This window comes from Streptococcus sp. 1032 (genome assembly GCF_013277015.1).
Classification (GTDB): domain Bacteria; phylum Bacillota; class Bacilli; order Lactobacillales; family Streptococcaceae; genus Streptococcus.
Genome location: NZ_VMMD01000015.1, coordinates 138,286 through 157,233, shown reverse-complemented (window position 1 = coordinate 157,233; position 18,948 = coordinate 138,286). Strand labels below are relative to the sequence as shown.

Below are 18,948 nucleotides of genomic sequence, written 5' to 3'. Positions count from 1 at the left end.
TAGGAAGCTAAGGCTTACTAGAAGATCTTCCAGATTTGATTCGTGTGACGACTGTGACCTTGATTTCCCTTGTTGGGGAAACAGCTATGGCTGGTGCGGTTGGAGCTGGTGGTATCGGTAACGTAGCCATCGCTTATGGATTTAACCGCTACAATCACGATAAAACTATCTTGGCAACCATCATTATCATTTTGATTATCTTTAAATTCATACTCAATGAAAATCAAAGAGCAAACTAGGAAACTAGCCGCAGGCTGCTCAAAACACTGTTTTGAGGTTGGAGATAAGACTGACAAAGTCAGTAACCATATATACGGCAAGGTGACGTTGACGTGGTTTGAAGAGATTTTCGAAGAGTATCAATTCTTGGGAGACTTCTTGACTAAGTCTTGAGCCATAAATAAAAAAGAGCCGCCTGGCTCTTTTTTAGTAATCAGATTTTCTGTGCAAATTTTTTACTCAAGGCTTGTCCAATCAAGGCACCAACTAGGGCTCCGATGACAATACTTGCGATAAATAGAAGGACAGTTCCAGGGTTTGGTGCAACCATGATACGGTCGATATATTCTTGGGATTTTCCTCTTGCTAGAAGGGTTGCCATATAGGCTTTGGGCGCAATCCACATAAGCAAGATTGGACCGGTTGAGCTAAAGGCAAAAATAAGGAAAGAAAGGAAGTTCTTTGTTTGGTTCTTGTATTTTCCGAGGCTAGCTACTCCATCTGCTAGCAGACCACAGATAATTCCAGGAAGGAAGGCACCAGCACCGTGTTTAGTTCCCAAGAAAAAGAGGGCGATGACAAGGCCGATAGTGGTAATGGATCCAAAGCGTGGAACTTTTGCGACCAGAATCATATAGACGCTACCGCCGACAAGGGCAGTAAAGGCAGGCGCATAAAACATGTTTCCAGTTTGGTCAAAGAGATTGCCCAAAAGGACACCAATCCCCATGCAGAGGAAGTAAAGAACTGCAAAAAGCAGTGTAGTTAAGATAGATTTTTTCATGAATCATCTCCTGATAATTTTTTCACAATTCTCATTTTACCATGGTTTGGTGGGATTGTAAATGGATACTAGAAGTTTTTGAAAACGCTTGAAATATGATATAATAGTTTCATAGTTATTTTTAGGAGGATATCATGGGGAGATTTTTAGATTTTGTCTTTAATCGTTTCTTTTTAGGGATGATTGCGACAGCCTTCTTTTGGCTATTAACTTTAGCAGGAGGGATTATCCTTGGTCTAGCGCCGGCTAGTGCCACCTTGATGAGCTTGTATGCAGAACATGGTTATAGCTTTCGGGAATACAGTTTGAAGGAGGCTTGGCCTCTTTATAAGCAAAATTTTGTCTCAAGCAACCTGATTTTCTATAGCTTTTTAGGAGTGGATTTAGTTTTGGTCTATGGCTTGTATCTCTTGGTTCAATTGCCTCATCAGACCATCGTTCATTTGATTGCGACCTTTTTTAATGTTCTAGTAGTTGCCCTGATCTTTTTGGCTTATACAGTATCTTTGAAATTACAAGTTTATTTTGACTTGTCTTATCGAAATAGTCTCAAACTATCCTTGATTGGCATCTTTATGAGTCTAGCAGCTGTGGCCAAGGTTCTCCTTGGAACCGTGCTACTTGTGGCAATTGGTTACTATATGCCTGCCCTGCTATTTTTTGTAGGAATTGGGATGTGGCATTTCTTTATCAGTGATATGTTGGAACCGGTCTATGAAAGTATTCATGAAAAATTGGCGACAAAGTAGGATGAAGCAGTTTTGGCTACATACGCTTCTGCGAACCTACAGTTCAGTGATGATCATTATTATTGCGAGTTTTGCAATCTTACTCTCTTACGCTGACTGGGATTCACGGGAAAAGGAAGCCCAGAGAGTAGCCCAGCGTGTAACTGCTAGAACAGTGAGTGAAATTGAATATTACCATAGAGAATCAACCCAGATAGCTCAGGCTTTAGTTGAAAATCAAGCTCGTATTGAGGGAATCTATAAATACTTTAGCCTTAGCATGCCAGACTATTTTTACTGGCAATTAGAGCGGAAAGCTTCGCCTTATGTATCAGTCTCTCTGCATGAAAATGTTGATGACCTCTATGTTCGAAATGATTTTGTAACTGGAGTGGCCATTGCTTTTCAAGATTACAAGGAAGTCTATGTTTCTACTAAAGACAAACGTAGTGGAGAAAAAATCAGGGCTGAGGATTTCAAACCAGCAGGAAATAGTTTTGCCATTCCGGTGTCAGATCCAGTGTCAGATCAAGACTTAGGAGTGATTTACATCTCCTTGGATCCTGCTGTTTTATACCATGCCATTGATAATACTAGAGGTCATACTCCGATGGCAGTAACAGTGACCTCACCTTTTGATACGGAGATTTTTCATATTGGTGAAACAGTTGATAAGGAGAGTGAAAATTGGCTAGTTGGCTTAACCTCTCATGGATATCAGGTTCAGGTGGCAGTTCCCAAAAACTTTGTTTTACAAGGAACAGTGACTAGCTCTGCTTTGATTGTGGGCTTGAGCCTTCTCTTTATTATCATTCTTTATCTGACTTTGAGGCAGACTTTTGCTAATTACCAAAAGCAGGTAGTGGATTTAGTAGAATCCATTCAAGTCATTGCTCAAGGCGAAGAGGGGCGTCGGATTGACATTTCCGAAAAAGATCAGGAATTACTCCTAATCGCGGAGACGACCAATGATATGTTGGATCGCTTGGAAAAGAATATCCATGATATTTACCAGTTAGAGCTTAGTCAAAAAGATGCCAATATGCGAGCCTTGCAGGCGCAAATCAATCCTCATTTTATGTATAATACGCTGGAGTTCTTGCGCATGTATGCAGTTATGCAGAGTCAAGATGAGTTGGCAGATATCATTTATGAATTCAGTAGTCTCTTGCGTAACAATATTTCCGACGAAAGAGAGACCCTCCTCAAACAGGAATTAGAATTTTGCCGTAAATATAGCTACCTCTGCATGGTTCGCTATCCCAAGTCCATTGCCTATGGTTTCAAGATAGATCCAGAGTTAGAGAATATGAAAATTCCTAAGTTTACCTTGCAACCGCTGGTAGAAAATTATTTCGCGCATGGTGTTGACCATAGACGGACAGATAATGTGATTAGCATCAAGGCTCTTAAACAGGATGGTTTTGTGGAAATTTTAGTGGTAGATAATGGTCGTGGGATGTCTGCTGAAAAGCTGGCAAATATTCGAGAAAAATTAAGTCAGAGACATTTTGAACACCAAGACAGCTACAGTGATCAAAGGCAGTCTATCGGGATTGTCAATGTCCATGAGCGTTTTGTGCTCTATTTTGGGGAACGATATGCTATTAGTGTAGAGTCTGCAGAGCAAGCAGGTGTTCAGTATCGTATTACAATTCAAGATGAGTAGAAAGGGAGAAAATGTATAAAGTATTATTAGTAGATGATGAGTACATGGTGACAGAAGGTCTGAAACGTTTGATTCCCTTTGATAATTGGGATATGGAGGTCGTCGCAACAGCCAGTCATGCCGATGAAGCCCTAGAATATGTTCAGGAAAATCCCATCGATGTCATCATTTCAGATGTCAATATGCCCGACAAAACAGGGCTTGATATGATTCGGGAGATGAAAGAAATCTTACCAGATGCTGCCTATATCTTGCTCTCAGGTTATCAGGAGTTTGATTATGTAAAAAGAGCCATGAACCTTAGTGTAGTGGACTATTTGGTCAAGCCTGTTGATAAGGTAGAGTTAGGAAATCTGCTGGAGAAGATTGCAGGTCAGCTTGGAGAGAGAAGAAAGAAAAGTCAGACCCTCAGTCAAGATTTAGATGAGGCTGGATTTGTCAGTTATTTAGGAGGTAAGGAGAATTGGTGGATAGGTCTATCCAAGGAAAAGCAAGGTTCCTTCACCATTCCCTACTATGTATTGGGTCAAGACTGGCAGATTTTCATTTCTGACCAACCCCTAGATGGTTTAGTCGTTACTCCCTTTGAAGCTCCCTATCAAGAACACTTTGAAGGCTGGAAGCTGAATGCTGAGAAAGCCCTCTTTTACGGCTCTGTAAATCTACAACAGTCTCAGAGTCTCTTTGCCTATTACGAACCGATTTATAGGGTTATCATTCAGGGGAATCTCAATCAAATCGTGGAAGAGTTAAACCTCTTGGAGAAAGTGGTTCTTGAAAATACACCGCGTGTTCCGATTACCAAACAGCTTTTTATCCAGTTTGTCATGGATGTCTTTCACTTGTTTGAACATCTCAAAGCTGATGATATGACGGACATTGTCAAAACCATTCATGCTATTCAAGCCTTCGATGAATTGGTTTCTTATATCAAGGAAACTCTGACCAGCTTTTTCGGTCAATACCGTATGAATGAAAATGTGGTCAGTGTGCTGGAAGTCATTGGTCGTGATTACCAAAAAGAGCTTTCCCTCAAGGATATCAGTAAGGCTCTCTTTATCAATCCTGTCTATCTAGGGCAGTTGATTAAGCGAGAAACCGATTCGACCTTTGCAGAGTTACTAAACAAACAACGTATTAAGGCTGCCCAGCAGCTCTTGCTTTCAACCAGTGACAGTATCGAAGATATTTGTTATGCTGTTGGTTACAGTAACCTTGGATATTTCTATAAAGTGTTCCGAAAATTGTGCGGAAAATCGCCAAAAGCTTACCGAAAACAGGTAGAAACGATACTATAAGATTTGTATTCCTTTGCAAAAAGTGCTATAATATGAATAATATTATCAGGAGGTTCTATTATGAAAAAGAAACCAATTTATCTATGGGTCTTGCTAATCTTGTCTGCCCTTATTTCAGCTATGTCTCTGTTTGGAATGTTGAGTCCCTTACCTAGCAAAGAAGCCCTTCGTGCCGCTCAGAAACAAGTTGCAGGGGTCAGTGCTCAGCAATTAGAAGACAACATCAATTACAGCTATAGAGTAGCAGAATCAACTCATTCTATTTTTAATATGGCCTTGATTGTGCTATCTGCTATTTTAGTGGTTGTAGCGATTGTCTTCCTTATTCGTAAGAATTTGCAATATGCAAACTATACTTATGTCGGCTATGTTTTGCTAGCCATTATTGGTTCGATTTATGGCTATGTTGGTTTACAGGATGCTGTGCAGTTAGTTCACGATGAAACCATGCGTTTAGGGATAAGTGTTATTTCACAAGCCGTTAGCATTCTCTCTATCGTCATCAATGTTCTTTTCCTAGCCCTTGTCTTCTACAAGATATGGCGTCAGCAGAAAGCCTTGGCAGAAGAAGAGGAAGCAGAAAATCTTGCTTAAGTATTGACAAAAAAGAGCTATCAAGTTACAATCTTGGTAGTTCTTTTTCGATTAAAAATAAAATCATGGAGGAAAATATGAAGACAATTTCTTTAGTTTATATTAGTTTGAGTGGCAATACTGAGAGTTTTGTGACGCGCTTGAAAGACTATCTCTTGTCCCAGTACGAGGGGATTGAGGTCCAAAAGATTCATATCAAAGATTTGGTCAAGGAAGGTCAAGATTTCTATGAAATGGACCATCCCTATGTCGCTTTTTTGCCAACCTACCTAGAAGGTGGGAATGGCGTGGATAACGGAGATGTCGAGATATTGACGACACCAGTGGGGGATTTTATCGCCTATGGTGACAATGCTAGTAAGTGTTTTGGCGTGGTTGGCTCAGGAAATCGTAACTTTAATAACCAATACTGCCTGACAGCTAAGCAATACAGTCAACGTTTTGGTTTCCCTGTCTTGGCTGACTTTGAAATGAGAGGCATGCTGGAAGATATCAAACGTGTTGCAGCGATTATCGCAGATTTGTATGAGTTGGAAAAGGAGAATTAATACTCAATGAAAATCAAAGAGCAAACTAGGAAGCTAGTCGCAGGTTGCTCAAAGCACAGCTTTGAGGTTGCAGATAGAGCTGACGTGGTTTGAAGAGATTCTCGAATAGTATAAAGTTCTTATAAGAGGTGGTTGAAGTTGTTCAACTGTTTTTTGAGTATAAACAGTCTTTAAGAACGTAAAAAAGCATAAGTTCAGGTCTTCAAAACCTTGTTCTTATGCTTTTTATCATAGAAATATTTGCTGAATTTTCTCTTGAAATGAAACCTTATCTTCATCTCGCGCTTGTCCCTTACCCTGCTTTTCCGATTGCGAGTGCGTAGATAAAGAAGATGGCGAAGCCAAAGAGGAAAATCAATCCTGCAATGGCAAGGTGTTTGAGCCAAGAAGGAAGATTTTTGTTTTCACGCGTTACCAAGGCATAATTCAAAAGAGCGAAGAATGGTGTTGTCAGGAAAGAGCCAATCATGGCAAAGCGGAGCATGGTTGATACCTGACCAGCGAAGAACTTGATAATGACGATACCGATGATAGCAGTGATGGTCATCCAGATGTTCAAAGATTTACGATTGTCCTCTTTTTGACTGATTAGCAGTCGGAGAGATTCCTGATTGACACGAGAATAGCCATCGATAACAGTAATAACTGTTCCAAAGATACACAGGAAGGCAATAAAGGTAATCAAGTAACGGGACCATTCGCCAAGGACAGAGGCATACATGCCCACGAATTGAGAGATGTATTTAGCTGAAGCAGCTTCAACTGCTTGCCCTGTAGGATATTGAATCAATGCTCCCAGTGCCACAAAGAACACAGCTAGGATAGCTGTTCCAATGTAACCAACGTTAAAGTCAAATAGAGCGTCCTCGGTGTTAAAGTTGACGGTCTTTTTCTTTTCAGCAGACCAAAGTGAATTGATAGCTGAAATTTCAATAGGAGCCGGCATCCATCCTAGGAGGGAGACGATGAAGGGCAGAGCTGCCATTTGCCAAGGTGTTTTCTCGACAAAATCAGAGCTGTATTCGGGATGCTTGACCGCCGCGATGATAACTGCAAGAACAGTTGCAATGGTCAAAGCGGACATGATCCATTTTGCCATGCCGTCTAAGAGTTTGTAGCCTCCAAAGAGCAACCCCAAATGATTGCAACGAGAATGAGGGACCACTGAGTGATGCTCAGACCGATCATTGGGAAGGCACTGGCGATGATAGCTGAGCACAGAATGGCGACACCAGCTGTGTTGACCATAGCCGAAAAGACATTGAGGATAAAGAAAATCCAGAGATAGAATTTTCCTTTTTCGGCATAACCTTCAACCAAAGTCTTTCCAGTATCAGCGGTGTATTCAGCACCAAAACGGAAAAATGGATATTTAAAGACATTGGCTAAGATGACCAAGAGGAGTAGCGACCACCCATAAGAACCACCAGCTTGAGTGGAAGATACAATGTGAGAACCGCCAACAGCAGCAGAAGCCATTAGGATTCCAGGTCCCATTGCTTTTAGTTTACTTGTCCAGGTTGATTGATTTAAGGAAATAGCTTGTGACATGATAGACACTCCTTTTTGAATTTTCAGAATAATCTGGATATGTAATCTATATTCTACAAAAAATTTTGGGAAAATGCAAGAATATTTTGAAAAAAGATAGAAAATTACAGAAAATTTACAAAGAAGATCTGAAAATAACTGCTATGATAGCAAGGTGCAGCAGGATAAAGAAAAACCGAGAAGTTTCTTTCTCGGATTTGCTTATTATGAGGTTCTTACTTTCTATGCTCCAAGAGTTGATTGATATGGTCTACTTTTTTTGATGCTCTTTTATAGGAAATAGTCCAAATGATGAGGTAGACAATCGCAAACTCGATAATGAGTTGGAGATAGAAAATCCAGTGGAAGGGGAACCAACCTGCTAGGGTTGCTAGTGGGACAAAGCCAGCCAGCATAAGGAAGAAATGAGTCAGAGTTGCACGGAGCAAGCTCCAGTCACGGCTGAATAACCGCTTGCCAAAGTTGAAGAGAATGCCGATGCCTGCCCAGATCAGTGTGCAGTAGAGCAAGACCAAGGCACCGTGAACCTGATGTTGAGCCATCATTTGTCCGATGAGAGAGTCGGGACTTAACGGGGCGTAGGTACTTGGTGCATAAATGAGTGAAAAGATGATAGAGAGGATGAGACCGATGAGGACACCAGTAGCTGCGTCGTGGAAGATTTGTTTTTTCATAGTTCTAATTTCTCCTTGATGGTTTTTAGATAACGGCGTGAAGAGTAGGTGAAGCTTTCGTTTTCCAAGAAAATTTCTACTAGGCCGTTGGGGGTGAGCTTGAGATGAGAGATGGAATCGATATTGATGATTTCTGATTGGGAAATTTGGATAAAATTGGTTGGCAGAATTTCAAGGACCTGATAGAGTCGCAAATCAATGCTGTAGGTCTGACTCGCGGTTTCTGCTAGAACCTTCCGATTCTCGATATAGAAGCGTTGAATCTTGCTAATCTCAACGAGATAGACCTGATTATCGATTTTCCCTTTAATTGTTTCTGTTCGGTCCAGATTTTCTGCAAATTCGATGACTTTCTGGATTTTATCGGTTTCTTGAGGTGCTTGAACAATCAGCTTTTCCTCTTCGTAAGACTTACTAATCTGTAGTTCTACTTTCATAAATTTCTCTCCTTTTCAGTTATACAAGGTTGTGATCACTGCTTGTACACCTTTATTAAACACTATTTTTCAGCCCCTTGCAAGGGACTTTGTCTATGTGGAGGGATTTAGCTCCTATGTGGTGGAGATTTTCTGTCCTATCTGAAATATGGTATAATAGCACTAATCAATTTCTAGGAAAACAGATAAAGAAAGGGGCTGAAAAATGTCTCATATTATTGAATTGCCAGAGGTGCTGGCAAACCAGATTGCAGCTGGAGAGGTTATCGAGCGTCCAGCTAGCGTTGTTAAGGAGCTGGTAGAAAATGCCATTGACGCGGGTTCTAGCCAGATTATCATTGAGATTGAGGAAGCTGGTCTCAAGAAGGTTCAAATCACAGATAATGGTCATGGAATTGCCCACGATGAGGTGGAATTGGCCCTGCGCCGCCATGCGACCAGTAAGATAAAAAATCAAGCAGATCTCTTTCGGATTCGGACGCTTGGTTTTCGTGGTGAAGCCCTGCCTTCTATAGCGTCTGTTAGTGTTCTGACCCTTTTGACGGCGGTGGATGGTGCAAGTCATGGAACCAAGCTCGTCGCGCGTGGGGGTGAAGTTGAGGAAGTCATCCCAGCGACCAGTCCAGTGGGAACCAAGGTTTGTGTGGAGGACCTTTTTTTCAACACGCCTGCCCGCCTCAAGTATATGAAGAGCCAGCAAGCGGAGTTGTCTCATATCATTGATATTGTCAACCGTCTGGGCTTGGCCCATCCTGAGATTTCTTTCAGCTTGATTAGTGATGGCAAGGAAATGACGCGGACAGCTGGGACTGGTCAACTGCGACAAGCAATCGCAGGAATTTATGGTTTGGTCAGTGCCAAGAAGATGATTGAAATTGAGAATTCGGATCTTGATTTCGAAATTTCAGGCTTTGTTTCCCTGCCTGAGTTGACTCGGGCTAATCGCAACTATATCAGCCTCTTCATCAATGGTCGTTATATCAAGAATTTCCTACTCAATCGTGCTATTTTAGATGGTTACGGAAGTAAGCTCATGGTAGGCCGTTTTCCACTGGCTGTCATTCACATTCATATCGACCCTTATCTAGCGGATGTCAATGTTCATCCAACCAAGCAAGAGGTGCGGATTTCTAAGGAAAAAGAACTGATGACGCTGGTCTCAGAAGCTATTGCAAATAGTCTCAAGGAACAAACCTTGATTCCAGATGCCTTGGAAAATCTTGCCAAATCGACTGTGCGCAATCGTGAGAAGGTGGAGCAAACTATTCTCCCACTCAAAGAAAATACACTCTACTATGAAAATACTGAGCCGACAAGACCTAGTCAAGCTGAGGTGGCTGATTATCAGGTCGAATTGACTGATGAAGGGCAGGACTTAACCCTGTTTGCCAAGGAAATCTTGGACCAATTGACCAAGCCAGCAAAACTGCATTTTGCAGAGAGAAAACCTGCTAACTACGACCAGCTAGACCATCCAGAGTTGGACCTTGCGAGTCTTGATAAGGTTTATGACAAGCTGGAGCGAGAAGAATCTTCAAGCTTTCCAGAGTTGGAATTTTTCGGGCAAATGCATGGAACCTATCTCTTTGCCCAAGGGCGAGATGGGCTCTATATCATAGACCAGCACGCGGCGCAGGAACGGGTCAAGTATGAGGAATATCGTGAAAGCATTGGCGATGTTGACCAAAGTCAACAACAACTCCTAGTGCCCTACATCTTTGAATTTCCTGCGGATGATGCTCTTCGTCTTAAGGAAAGAATGCCTCTTTTGGAGGGAGTGGGTGTCTTTCTAGCAGAGTACGGGGAAAATCAATTTATCCTACGGGAGCATCCTATTTGGATGGCAGAGGAAGAGATTGAGTCAGGTATCTATGAAATGTGCGACATGCTGCTCTTGACCAAGGAAGTTTCTATCAAGAAATACCGAGCAGAGCTGGCTATCATGATGTCCTGCAAGCGGTCTATCAAGGCCAACCATCGTATTGATGACCATTCAGCTAGACAGCTTCTTTATCAGCTTTCTCAATGTGACAATCCCTACAACTGTCCTCACGGACGCCCTGTTTTGGTGCATTTTACCAAGTCGGATATGGAAAAGATGTTCCGACGCATTCAGGAAAATCACACCAGTCTCCGTGAGTTGGGGAAATATTAAATGATGTTTGAGGTGAGATAATAGAAGATTTGCCGAGATTATTAGATATACAAAAATTGGATTTTAATTTAGCATAAAAATGAGTGACTGAAATNNATTTCAGTCACTCATTTTTGCATAGATTAATAATTATTTATCAAATCCATTATGTTAGTTATTTTAGGTATAAATTCATTTAAAAAGGATTGATAGCCACAGAAATCACTTTTTTCATCAACGTACATTGAATTTTTCATTCGCTTACATCCACCACGACATATGTTTAGAAAAGGGCAGGATGTACATTTGGAAGGAATTTTCGATAATGGACGAGAATATAAAAATTGTTTAGCAATTTTGCTAGAAAAGAGTTCTTTCAATCCCATCTCTTGGATGAATCCCATTCTGTATTCATCCAAAGCGAAAAAATCGCAAGGATAGACACTTCCGTCTCCTTCTATGACATATTGAATACTACAATTTCCGACAAGCCCGCAAGCGTTTACTTCTTTTCTTACAATTAAATTAAAAACATCATCAAATAATTTAATGGATATATAGTGTCCACTAGCTAATTCAGCTAGCCAAAGAGGTAGAATATCATGGTAGAATTGAAAGAATTTCTGAGGAGTAAGTGCATAAGAACTTTTTTCGCTTGGATTTAGTTCATCTAAGCAAGGGATAAATTGGACATAGTGGATATTTTCTTGTTTTAAAAAAATAAAGATATCTTTTGCGTGTTGAGCTAATTCTTGTGTTAAAACACAAAGCACATTATAATCGATTGAATAATCATCAAAAAGACGTTTTGTCTGTATTACTTTTTGGAATGTTCCTCTACCTCTTGGGTCAAGTCGACTCATATCATGTAGAATTGGTGTTCCATCTATTGATAAACCGACTAAAAAGTTATTCTCTTTGAGAAATTCACACCATTTTTTGTTGATAAGAATTCCGTTTGTTTGTATTGAATAATGTACAGAAACTTTTTTTGTCTGTTTTTGTACGCAAGTGATAAGATGCTTAAAATAAGATAATCCTGCTAAGGTAGGCTCCCCTCCTTGGAAGCCTATGGACAACTCATCTCCATCAGCTAAATCTATAAATAAATGTTCAATCATTTTTTCAGTAGTCTCGGGTTTCATTTTTCCATAGGAACGAACTTCTCGTAATGAAGTTACATCAGCATAAAAACAATATTTACACCGAATATTACAAAGAGATGAAGATGGTTTGATTAGTACGGATATCTTTTTCATGTCTATTTCCTACTTTAAATTTACAAAGGAGAATCTATTGTTTTAGATGATAAAATTTTAACAAATTGAGAGTATTTCGCAATTGTTTTCTCTTCTATATTGTGGTCAGTAATCAAATAGTTAATATCTTCTAAATTGTAAAATTGATAGAAATCGATTTTATTAAACTTTGAATGATCTACTAGTAAAAACTTTTCTTGTGCTTTATTTAAGGCTGCGGTTTGTATATCCCCAGCACTTTCAGTGAATGTTGAGATGTTTGTACCATATATAGCATTACAGCTGATGAAAGCTTTAGTAAAATTCATTGATTCTAAACAATTAAATGCTGTTTTTCCGACAAATGCACCTGTTCGTTCACGATATGTTCCGCCTACTAATACTAATTCCTTAAAATTTTTTTGATTTAGTATGACGAAAACAGGCCAGCTATTAGTAACAACTCGTATATCTTCTTCAGTGATTTTATATGCTAATTGTTCTAATGTTGTTCCAGAACCGATAAAGATAGTTTCACCAGGTTTAATAAAGTGAGAAGCGATATCTGCGATTTCTTTTTTCTCGTTCATGTATAAGGATTGTTTTTCAAATTGTGATTTTTCGTTTCGAACTAATTTACTTTCTGCTCCGCCATGAACCTTTATTAATTCATCTTTTTCTTCTAGTTCAGTTAAATAGCGTCGGATTGTCATAGTTGATACATTGAGATGTTGAGCAAGTTCTTGGATTGAGACATAGCCTTTAACGTTTACTGTATCTAGGATAAATTTTATTCGCTCATTTTTTTTCATAGTAGATTCCTTCTTGTTATCTTTTGAATTTATAATATCATTAAAATGTCATTTTTTCAACCAAAAAGCACAAAAGGACATAAAATAACACTTAAAAAGAACAAAATATAATAACATCTAACATTATTAAGAAAAAAATAACAAAAATAGAACAAAAAGTGTTGACAAATGATTAAAAAAGATTATAATTAATATTGTAAGCGATGTCATAAATATAATTTAGGAGGGAAAAGATGAGATATCTTGTTATAAGTCATGGACCGATGTCAAAAGCTGCGGTAGAAAGTGCAGAAATGATTTTAGGTTCTCAAAATCGTGTTAATACGTTATCGGTGACAATGGATTCGACGATAGAATCAATGTATGAAGAAATTGTGACAGTTACGTCCGTATATCCAGATGAGGAATGGATTATCCTGACAGATATTATTGGTGGAACTCCGTTTAATGCATCTTATCGTTTTTTAGAAACTAATGGAAATGTATTGATAGTAACAGGCTTTAATTTGCCCTTGTTAATTGAGTTGTTTATGCACTCGGAGTTACGCTTGTTAGAGGCAACAGAGGTAATAAAAAATATATTACCAAATACAATGTCAATTGTTGATAAGGCAATAACTTCCGAACCTATTGAGGAAGATTCATTTGATTTATAGAAGGAGACATAGAAATGGCAGTAGAACTTGTTAGAATTGATGACCGCTTGATTCATGGTCAAGTGGCAACTACTTGGACTCGTAATTATGAAATTGAACAAATCTTAATTATTAATGATGAAGCTAAAAATGATCCAGTTCAGCACAGTGTTGCAAATTTTGCCGTTCCCCCTGGTGTTAAGGTTGTTATTTTTGGAGTTCGTCAATTTGCTGAGGTTATGAAGAAAAGTGAAATCAAAAAGAGAACGATGTTATTATTTACAAATCCCATAGATATTAAATTTTTAGTAGATGAAGGATTGAAAATTAAAGAAGTTAATGCAGGAGGGATGAGATTTAAAGAAGGACGTAAAAGATTAGAGAAAGCAATCTCTGTAACAGACGAGGAACATCAAGCCTTTGTTGATTTGATGAATGAAGGAATTCATATCAATGTACAAATGGTTCCTAAAGATCCTAGGGTGGATTATAAAACGTTAGTTTAAGACCTTTATTGATTAAATTAAATTCAAAAGAAAAATAAAAGAAAGGAGAAAATCTTATGATTTTCAAAGCGCTTATTGTGGCGATTTGGGCGGGGCTATGTGCCCTTGACCAGTTCGGACCACACCTTGGCTTTCGAAAACCATTATTAGCAGGTGTAGTAGTAGGATTCTTGCTGGGAGACCCAGGGCAGGGATTGATTATCGCTGGTACTCTTGAGCTATTGTGGTTAGGAACAAATAATGTAGGAGCCTATCAACCACCTGATGTTATTTCAGGAGCTGTTGTTGGTGTCGCTATCGGTATTTTATCAGGTGGTGGTGAGGCTGCAGGTGTTGCAGTTGCAGTACCTGTTGCACTTCTAGTTCAACAACTAAGTATGATTATAATGACTACTAATGTATCATTAGTACATACGGCAGATAAAATTGTTCAATCGGGTAAATTTGGAAAAATTGATAAGTTGCAGTATTTGGGCGGTTTATTCTTCTTTTTAAGTCGAGCTGTGCCAGTGTTTATCTCAGTATGGTTAGGTGCTCCAGCAGTAGAAGCTGCACTAGGTGTTATTCCAGCTTTTGCCTTAACTGGATTGACAGTTGCTTCTAAACTCATTCCAGCAGTTGGTCTTGCTATGCTACTTTCAATGATGTTGAAAAAGAATATGTGGATTTTTCTTACACTAGGTTTTGCATTAGCAACATTTTTACAAATACCAACTGTTGGCATTGCAATTTTTGCTCTTGCAGCAGCTGCCTTGTATGATATTTTAATGAATCGTGGTGGAATAGAAAAAAACGGAGATTCTGAAGAATCGAGTGTAGTTGTTGCAGATGGGGAAGGAGAGTTTGATTTATGACCAACGAAAATAAAATAACAAAAAAAGATTTGAATAAAATGTTTTGGCGTTGTCAGATGATTCAATTCTCTCATAACTATGAGCGGTTACAAAGTCTAAGTACTCTATTTGCATTGACACCAGTTTTGTCTAAATTATACAAAGGTAAAAGTAAAGAAGAATGTGTCAATGCTCAAAGACGCCATTTAGAATTTTTTAATAGCCATCCAGTACTTATTCCGTTCATATTAGGGGTTACAACTGCATTAGAAGAAACCACTACTGAAGATGAAAAAGAATCTGTTATTGCTGTAAAAACAAGTTTGATGGGGCCTTTGGCTGGTTTGGGCGATAGCTTATTGAACTTTACATGGTTTCCGATTGCAGGAAGTATAGGGGCTTCATTTGCAGTTCAAGGAAATTGGATGGGGCCAATATTGATGTTCTTGCTGATAAATGGTTTATATTTCCCTTTGAAATATTACAGTATTCACATAGGATATAGTAAAGGGAAAGAATTATTAACATCGGCAAATGGGAAAAAGATTTTAGATAGAATTTCAACATCGGCGAATGTTCTTGGTGTAATGGTAGCGGGTGCGTTAATTACATCTACAGTTAAGTTAAAATTAGGGTTACAATTTGGTGAAGGCGATGGGGCTATAGTGCTTCAAGATACTCTTGATAAAGTATTACCGAATATGTTGCCTTTAATTCTTACATTAGTTTGTTTGTATTTAATGAAAAAATGGAATGGTAAATACGTTGTGTCAATGATTTTTGTGATTATTGGAGTTTCTATCTTCTTATCATATTTTGGAGTCATTGTTTAGATTAAAACGAGGTAGGAAATGAAGGTTGTTCTAGTATTAATGGATACGCTACGAAAGGATTTTTTGAAAACATATAATACAAATTCTTTTGTAGCGACACCTAATTTAGATGCATTTGCTCAAGATTCGGCTGTTTTTGATAATCATTATATTGGCTCAACTCCCTGTATGCCTGCACGACGTGATATTATGACTGGTCGTTTAAATTTTTTAGAGAGATCATGGGGACCAATTGAACCATTTGACATCACTGTATCAAAGGTGCTTCAAGAGCATGGAGTATATTCACACTTAACGACAGATCATACACATTATTTTAGACTTGGTGGCGAAGGATATATTAACCAATTTACAACTTGGGATTTTCATCGTGGTCAAGAAGGCGATCCATGGATTTCACGAATAAAAGATCCAGAGTGGATGCCAGAACAGTATTATGGTAAGCTAAGACGTCAATATCAAGCGAATCGTGAATATTGGTATGAAGATGAGGATAAATATCCTACTCCTAGGACATTTAAATCGGCGTGTGAATGGTTAGAATTAAATAAAGATGAAGATGATTTCTTTATTCAAGTAGAAGTTTTTGATCCTCATGAACCGTTTGATGTACCTAAAAAATACATGGAGTTGTATGATAAAGTATATACTGGTCCATATTTTGAAACTCCAAATTATGGGGAAGTAGATGTCCCAGAAGAGGCGGTAGACTATATTCGAAAACGGTATGCTGCACTTATGACTATGACAGATGTCCATTTTGGTCGCTTAATTAATAAAATGAAGGAATTAGGAATATACGATGATACTTTAATCATTGTGACATCTGACCATGGATATTTCTTGGGAGAAAGAGAGCTGTTCGGAAAAAATTATATGCATAATTTTAATGAATTAGCAGCAATTCCTTTATTTGTCAAAGACCCAGTTCATCGTAAACAAGGTGAAAGAATAAAAACAGTATCACAGAATATTGATATTATGCCAACCATATTGGATTATTTTGATATCCCAACTCCAGATGAAGTACAGGGAAAATCATGGTTGCCGCTATTAGATGGGAGAGAAAATGAAAAAGAGTATGCCGTTTATGGTGCTCATGGCATCACAGTGAATATTACAGATGGACGGTATACCTATTTCAGAGCTCCAAAACCAGACAATTCTCCTTTAAATGAGTATGCTGGAATCCCAACAACTATTCGTCATTATTTAGGAGAGCAGAATCCTTCAGAAATTGAAATGGGACAGTTTCTTGAACGAACTCCTTTTCCAGTTTATAAAATTCCTATAAAAAAACCAGCTATTTTAGATGGTTTAGGGGATATGTCAGGGTATACAAAGGATAGTTTACTTTTTGATTTGGAAATTGATGAAGGTCAAACTTCTCCACTTCAGGATGATGAATTAGAAGACCGTATGAAGCATTTGCTGGTAGAAGAAATGAAGAAACTCGAAGCTCCAGAGGAACAGTTTGAAAGATTAGATTTATTGGATATCTTATAAAAGAAGGGACATGTTTATGATTTATATTCCTGGTGGTAATTATTGTATCGGAACAAATGAAAGGATAGGGTTTGAGTATGATTATGAAGGTCCCCGTACTGAAATATCTATTGCTCCTTTCTACATTGATGAGACAACAGTAACAAATCAAGAATTTTCAGAGTTTGTGAAACAAACTGGATATATTACTGACGCTGAAAAAATTGGTTGGTCTTATGTGTTCAAATATTTTATAGAGGATATAAATCAAATTTCTATAGAGATGCAGAAGACACCTTGGTGGTTAGCAATAGCAGGAGCATCATGGTGCCATCCGGAAGGACCAATGACAGATATCCGTACTCGTATGGATCATCCTGTAGTACATGTTACTCGGAACGATGCACTAGCCTATTGCCAATGGGCTGGAAAAAGATTACCTACAGAAGCAGAATGGGAAATAGCAGCTCAAGGTGGAACCGAGTATGAGCATTATTATTGGGGTGATAATCTTATCTTTAGTGATAAGCATATGTGCAATACATGGCAAGGGCAGTTCCCTACTCTTAATTCATTAGATGATGGATATGCGGGGACTGCTCCTGTTAAGACATATGAACCGAACCCTTATGGGCTTTATCAAATGATAGGGAATGTTTGGGAATGGTGTGTAAACCCAGGAAAAATAGAACTGCAATCTTTTCAGATTGTGTCTGGTAAAGATTTTTGGAGAGAACATCAAATCTGTGATAATGAACAGTATGCTATAAAAGGAGGTTCCTTTTTATGCCATTATAGTTATTGCAATCGCTATAGAATGTCTGCTAGAAATTCTACAACAGCTATGACAAGTAGTCAAAATATGGGTTTTCGTTGTGTAAAGGACATCAGCTAATAAAGGAAGTGAGATGTATATATGGAACAAAAAATATTATATTTCCTTGTCATCATAGTAGCTAATGCAATAGGGGCGGTATCCGGTATGGGAGGAGGCGTTATTATAAAACCGGTACTTGATTTTATTGCATGGGATAATGTGGCAACTATTTCCTTCTATTCCTCTGTTGCTGTATTTGTTATGTCGATTTCATCAACAGTCAGACAGATTCAGTCTGGTCAAAAGTTAAAAGTTATGGAACTAAGTTATCTTGCTATAGGTTCTATTTTTGGAGGATATATAGGTAGTCTACTATTTGACTGCCTTTTAGTTTTATCTGGGTCAAGAATAGCACAATTTGTTCAAGTAATTATCACAGTACTTATGTTGCTATTTGCTTTATTGGCTTCAAAAAAGTTTTTTAAACAATATAATTTTATTCACAAGACATGGTATTTTTTCTGTGGTTTTTTATTGGGAGCTATATCTAGTTTTTTAGGGATTGGTGGTGGTCCAATCAATGTATCTTTTTTTATAATTTTATTTGGATTACCTATAAAAAAAGCGACAGTTTATTCTATTGCCACTATTTTTTTCTCTCAACTTTCTAAAATTATTTCGTTAGTGTTGATTTCTAAATTTAATCAGTATGATAGCCGTATGCTTATGGTGATTATCATTGCTGCTATTTTTGGAGGAATTTTTGGAGCTAAATTCAGTAAAATTCTATCAGAAGATAAAATTGCGATAGTTTTTCAACTGGTTGTTGTCGCTGTTTTAGCATTAAATATTTATAATTTATTTGCAGTGGTTTTAGAGTAGATTTTGCATGCTAATATAAAAATGAAAATTTAAAATGATATATATTAAAAATTGAAAGGGAAGTCATGAATCGATTTATAAAAAAATTATTTTTGAAAAATAATCACAACTCCGAAAACAGAAGTTAAAAAACGAACGAAAAGTATTCTAAGCTTTTTAAGAATGCAATTCGTTCGTTTAATTTTGTTCTTAAATTTTGTCGCTAATTATTTTGATTATGTCAAAATCATACTTTGTTAAAATATTCTTTTTCGGACTATTACTCTATAAA

General features: G+C 38.1%; 19 protein-coding genes and 2 pseudogenes. 15 read left to right on the top strand and 6 right to left on the bottom strand.

Annotated elements, in window-relative coordinates; translation table 11 throughout:
• Positions 1-26: 26 nt before the first annotated feature.
• Positions 27-239 (top strand): annotated as a pseudogene (locus HT711_RS05400) (hypothetical protein); the annotation flags it as partial.
• Complete coding sequence (locus HT711_RS11240) at positions 217-393, top strand: hypothetical protein (RefSeq protein ID WP_160109915.1); 177 nt, start codon at positions 217-219, stop codon at positions 391-393. The pseudogene HT711_RS05400 and the gene HT711_RS11240, both read left to right, overlap by 23 nt.
• Before the next feature lie 40 nt (positions 394-433).
• Here the strand turns inward: HT711_RS11240 and HT711_RS05395 are convergent, their stop codons facing one another.
• Positions 434-1,003, bottom strand: coding sequence for an MptD family putative ECF transporter S component (locus HT711_RS05395; protein WP_112444527.1), 570 nt, complete (start codon positions 1,001-1,003; stop codon positions 434-436).
• Positions 1,004-1,137: 134 nt separating this feature from the next.
• Here HT711_RS05395 and HT711_RS05390 point away from each other — a divergent pair, with 134 nt between their 5' ends.
• The 5 genes from HT711_RS05390 to nrdI all read left to right on the top strand — a co-directional run bounded on the left by HT711_RS05390 (position 1,138) and on the right by nrdI (position 5,840).
• A complete protein-coding gene (locus tag HT711_RS05390; protein ID WP_112444529.1) occupies positions 1,138-1,752 on the top strand; it encodes a DUF624 domain-containing protein in 615 nt (204 codons plus the stop codon).
• The gene (locus HT711_RS05385) at positions 1,730-3,400 is read left to right on the top strand and encodes a sensor histidine kinase (protein ID WP_078374262.1); all 1,671 of its coding nucleotides are present in this window, start codon (positions 1,730-1,732) and stop codon (positions 3,398-3,400) included. Before HT711_RS05390 ends, HT711_RS05385 begins: the two co-directional genes overlap by 23 nt.
• Positions 3,401-3,411: 11 nt before the next feature.
• Complete coding sequence (locus HT711_RS05380; RefSeq protein WP_050207614.1) at positions 3,412-4,698, top strand: response regulator transcription factor; 1,287 nt, start codon at positions 3,412-3,414, stop codon at positions 4,696-4,698.
• Between the two features lie 60 nt (positions 4,699-4,758).
• Positions 4,759-5,292, top strand: coding sequence for a hypothetical protein (locus tag HT711_RS05375; protein ID WP_023935558.1), 534 nt, complete (start codon positions 4,759-4,761; stop codon positions 5,290-5,292).
• 77 nt (positions 5,293-5,369) lie between these two features.
• Entirely contained in the window at positions 5,370-5,840 is a 471-nt protein-coding gene (gene nrdI, locus HT711_RS05370) for a class Ib ribonucleoside-diphosphate reductase assembly flavoprotein NrdI (protein ID WP_050209058.1), read from the top strand.
• Positions 5,841-6,132: 292 nt separating this feature from the next.
• On the opposite strand, the pseudogene HT711_RS05365 reads toward nrdI, so the two are convergent.
• The 3 genes and pseudogenes from HT711_RS05365 to HT711_RS05355 all read right to left on the bottom strand — a co-directional run bounded on the left by HT711_RS05365 (position 6,133) and on the right by HT711_RS05355 (position 8,502).
• Positions 6,133-7,391, bottom strand: a pseudogene (locus HT711_RS05365) (NRAMP family divalent metal transporter).
• 215 nt (positions 7,392-7,606) lie between these two features.
• A complete protein-coding gene (locus HT711_RS05360; RefSeq protein WP_173249808.1) occupies positions 7,607-8,065 on the bottom strand; it encodes a DUF3021 domain-containing protein in 459 nt (152 codons plus the stop codon).
• Positions 8,062-8,502, bottom strand: a complete 441-nt coding sequence (locus HT711_RS05355; RefSeq protein ID WP_173249807.1) for a LytTR family DNA-binding domain-containing protein — start codon at positions 8,500-8,502, stop codon at positions 8,062-8,064. Before HT711_RS05355 ends, HT711_RS05360 begins: the two co-directional genes overlap by 4 nt.
• Positions 8,503-8,707: 205 nt before the next feature.
• Here HT711_RS05355 and mutL point away from each other — a divergent pair, with 205 nt between their 5' ends.
• On the top strand, positions 8,708-10,657 hold the full coding sequence (gene mutL / locus HT711_RS05350) for a DNA mismatch repair endonuclease MutL (protein WP_173249806.1): 1,950 nt from the start codon (positions 8,708-8,710) through the stop codon (positions 10,655-10,657).
• 122 nt (positions 10,658-10,779) lie between these two features.
• Here mutL and HT711_RS05345 read toward each other — a convergent pair whose 3' ends face one another.
• Both HT711_RS05345 and HT711_RS05340 read right to left on the bottom strand, forming a co-directional pair.
• Positions 10,780-11,895, bottom strand: coding sequence for an SPASM domain-containing protein (locus HT711_RS05345; protein WP_173249805.1), 1,116 nt, complete (start codon positions 11,893-11,895; stop codon positions 10,780-10,782).
• A gap of 20 nt (positions 11,896-11,915) precedes the next feature.
• Entirely contained in the window at positions 11,916-12,686 is a 771-nt protein-coding gene (locus HT711_RS05340; RefSeq protein WP_049513092.1) for a DeoR/GlpR family DNA-binding transcription regulator, read from the bottom strand.
• 233 nt (positions 12,687-12,919) lie between these two features.
• Here HT711_RS05340 and HT711_RS05335 point away from each other — a divergent pair, with 233 nt between their 5' ends.
• Genes HT711_RS05335 through HT711_RS05305 form a run of 7 tightly spaced genes read left to right on the top strand, consistent with a single transcriptional unit; the run spans position 12,920 to position 18,677 of the window.
• A complete protein-coding gene (locus HT711_RS05335) occupies positions 12,920-13,342 on the top strand; it encodes a PTS sugar transporter subunit IIA (RefSeq protein WP_050242633.1) in 423 nt (140 codons plus the stop codon).
• 14 nt (positions 13,343-13,356) lie between these two features.
• On the top strand, positions 13,357-13,827 hold the full coding sequence (locus HT711_RS05330) for a PTS sugar transporter subunit IIB (protein WP_049513096.1): 471 nt from the start codon (positions 13,357-13,359) through the stop codon (positions 13,825-13,827).
• 56 nt (positions 13,828-13,883) lie between these two features.
• Positions 13,884-14,681, top strand: a complete 798-nt coding sequence (locus tag HT711_RS05325) for a PTS sugar transporter subunit IIC (RefSeq protein WP_050390479.1) — start codon at positions 13,884-13,886, stop codon at positions 14,679-14,681.
• Positions 14,678-15,493 (top strand): PTS system mannose/fructose/sorbose family transporter subunit IID, encoded by an 816-nt coding sequence (locus tag HT711_RS05320; RefSeq protein WP_173249804.1) that lies wholly within the window; start codon positions 14,678-14,680, stop codon positions 15,491-15,493. Before HT711_RS05325 ends, HT711_RS05320 begins: the two co-directional genes overlap by 4 nt.
• An 18-nt stretch (positions 15,494-15,511) precedes the next feature.
• Positions 15,512-16,999 carry a sulfatase gene (locus HT711_RS05315; protein ID WP_173249803.1) on the top strand — a complete coding sequence of 496 codons (1,488 nt, stop codon included), beginning with the start codon at positions 15,512-15,514 and terminating at the stop codon, positions 16,997-16,999.
• A gap of 16 nt (positions 17,000-17,015) precedes the next feature.
• The gene (locus HT711_RS05310) at positions 17,016-17,873 is read left to right on the top strand and encodes a formylglycine-generating enzyme family protein (RefSeq protein WP_173249831.1); all 858 of its coding nucleotides are present in this window, start codon (positions 17,016-17,018) and stop codon (positions 17,871-17,873) included.
• Between the two features lie 21 nt (positions 17,874-17,894).
• A complete protein-coding gene (locus HT711_RS05305; protein ID WP_050242630.1) occupies positions 17,895-18,677 on the top strand; it encodes a sulfite exporter TauE/SafE family protein in 783 nt (260 codons plus the stop codon).
• Positions 18,678-18,948: the final 271 nt, after the last annotated feature.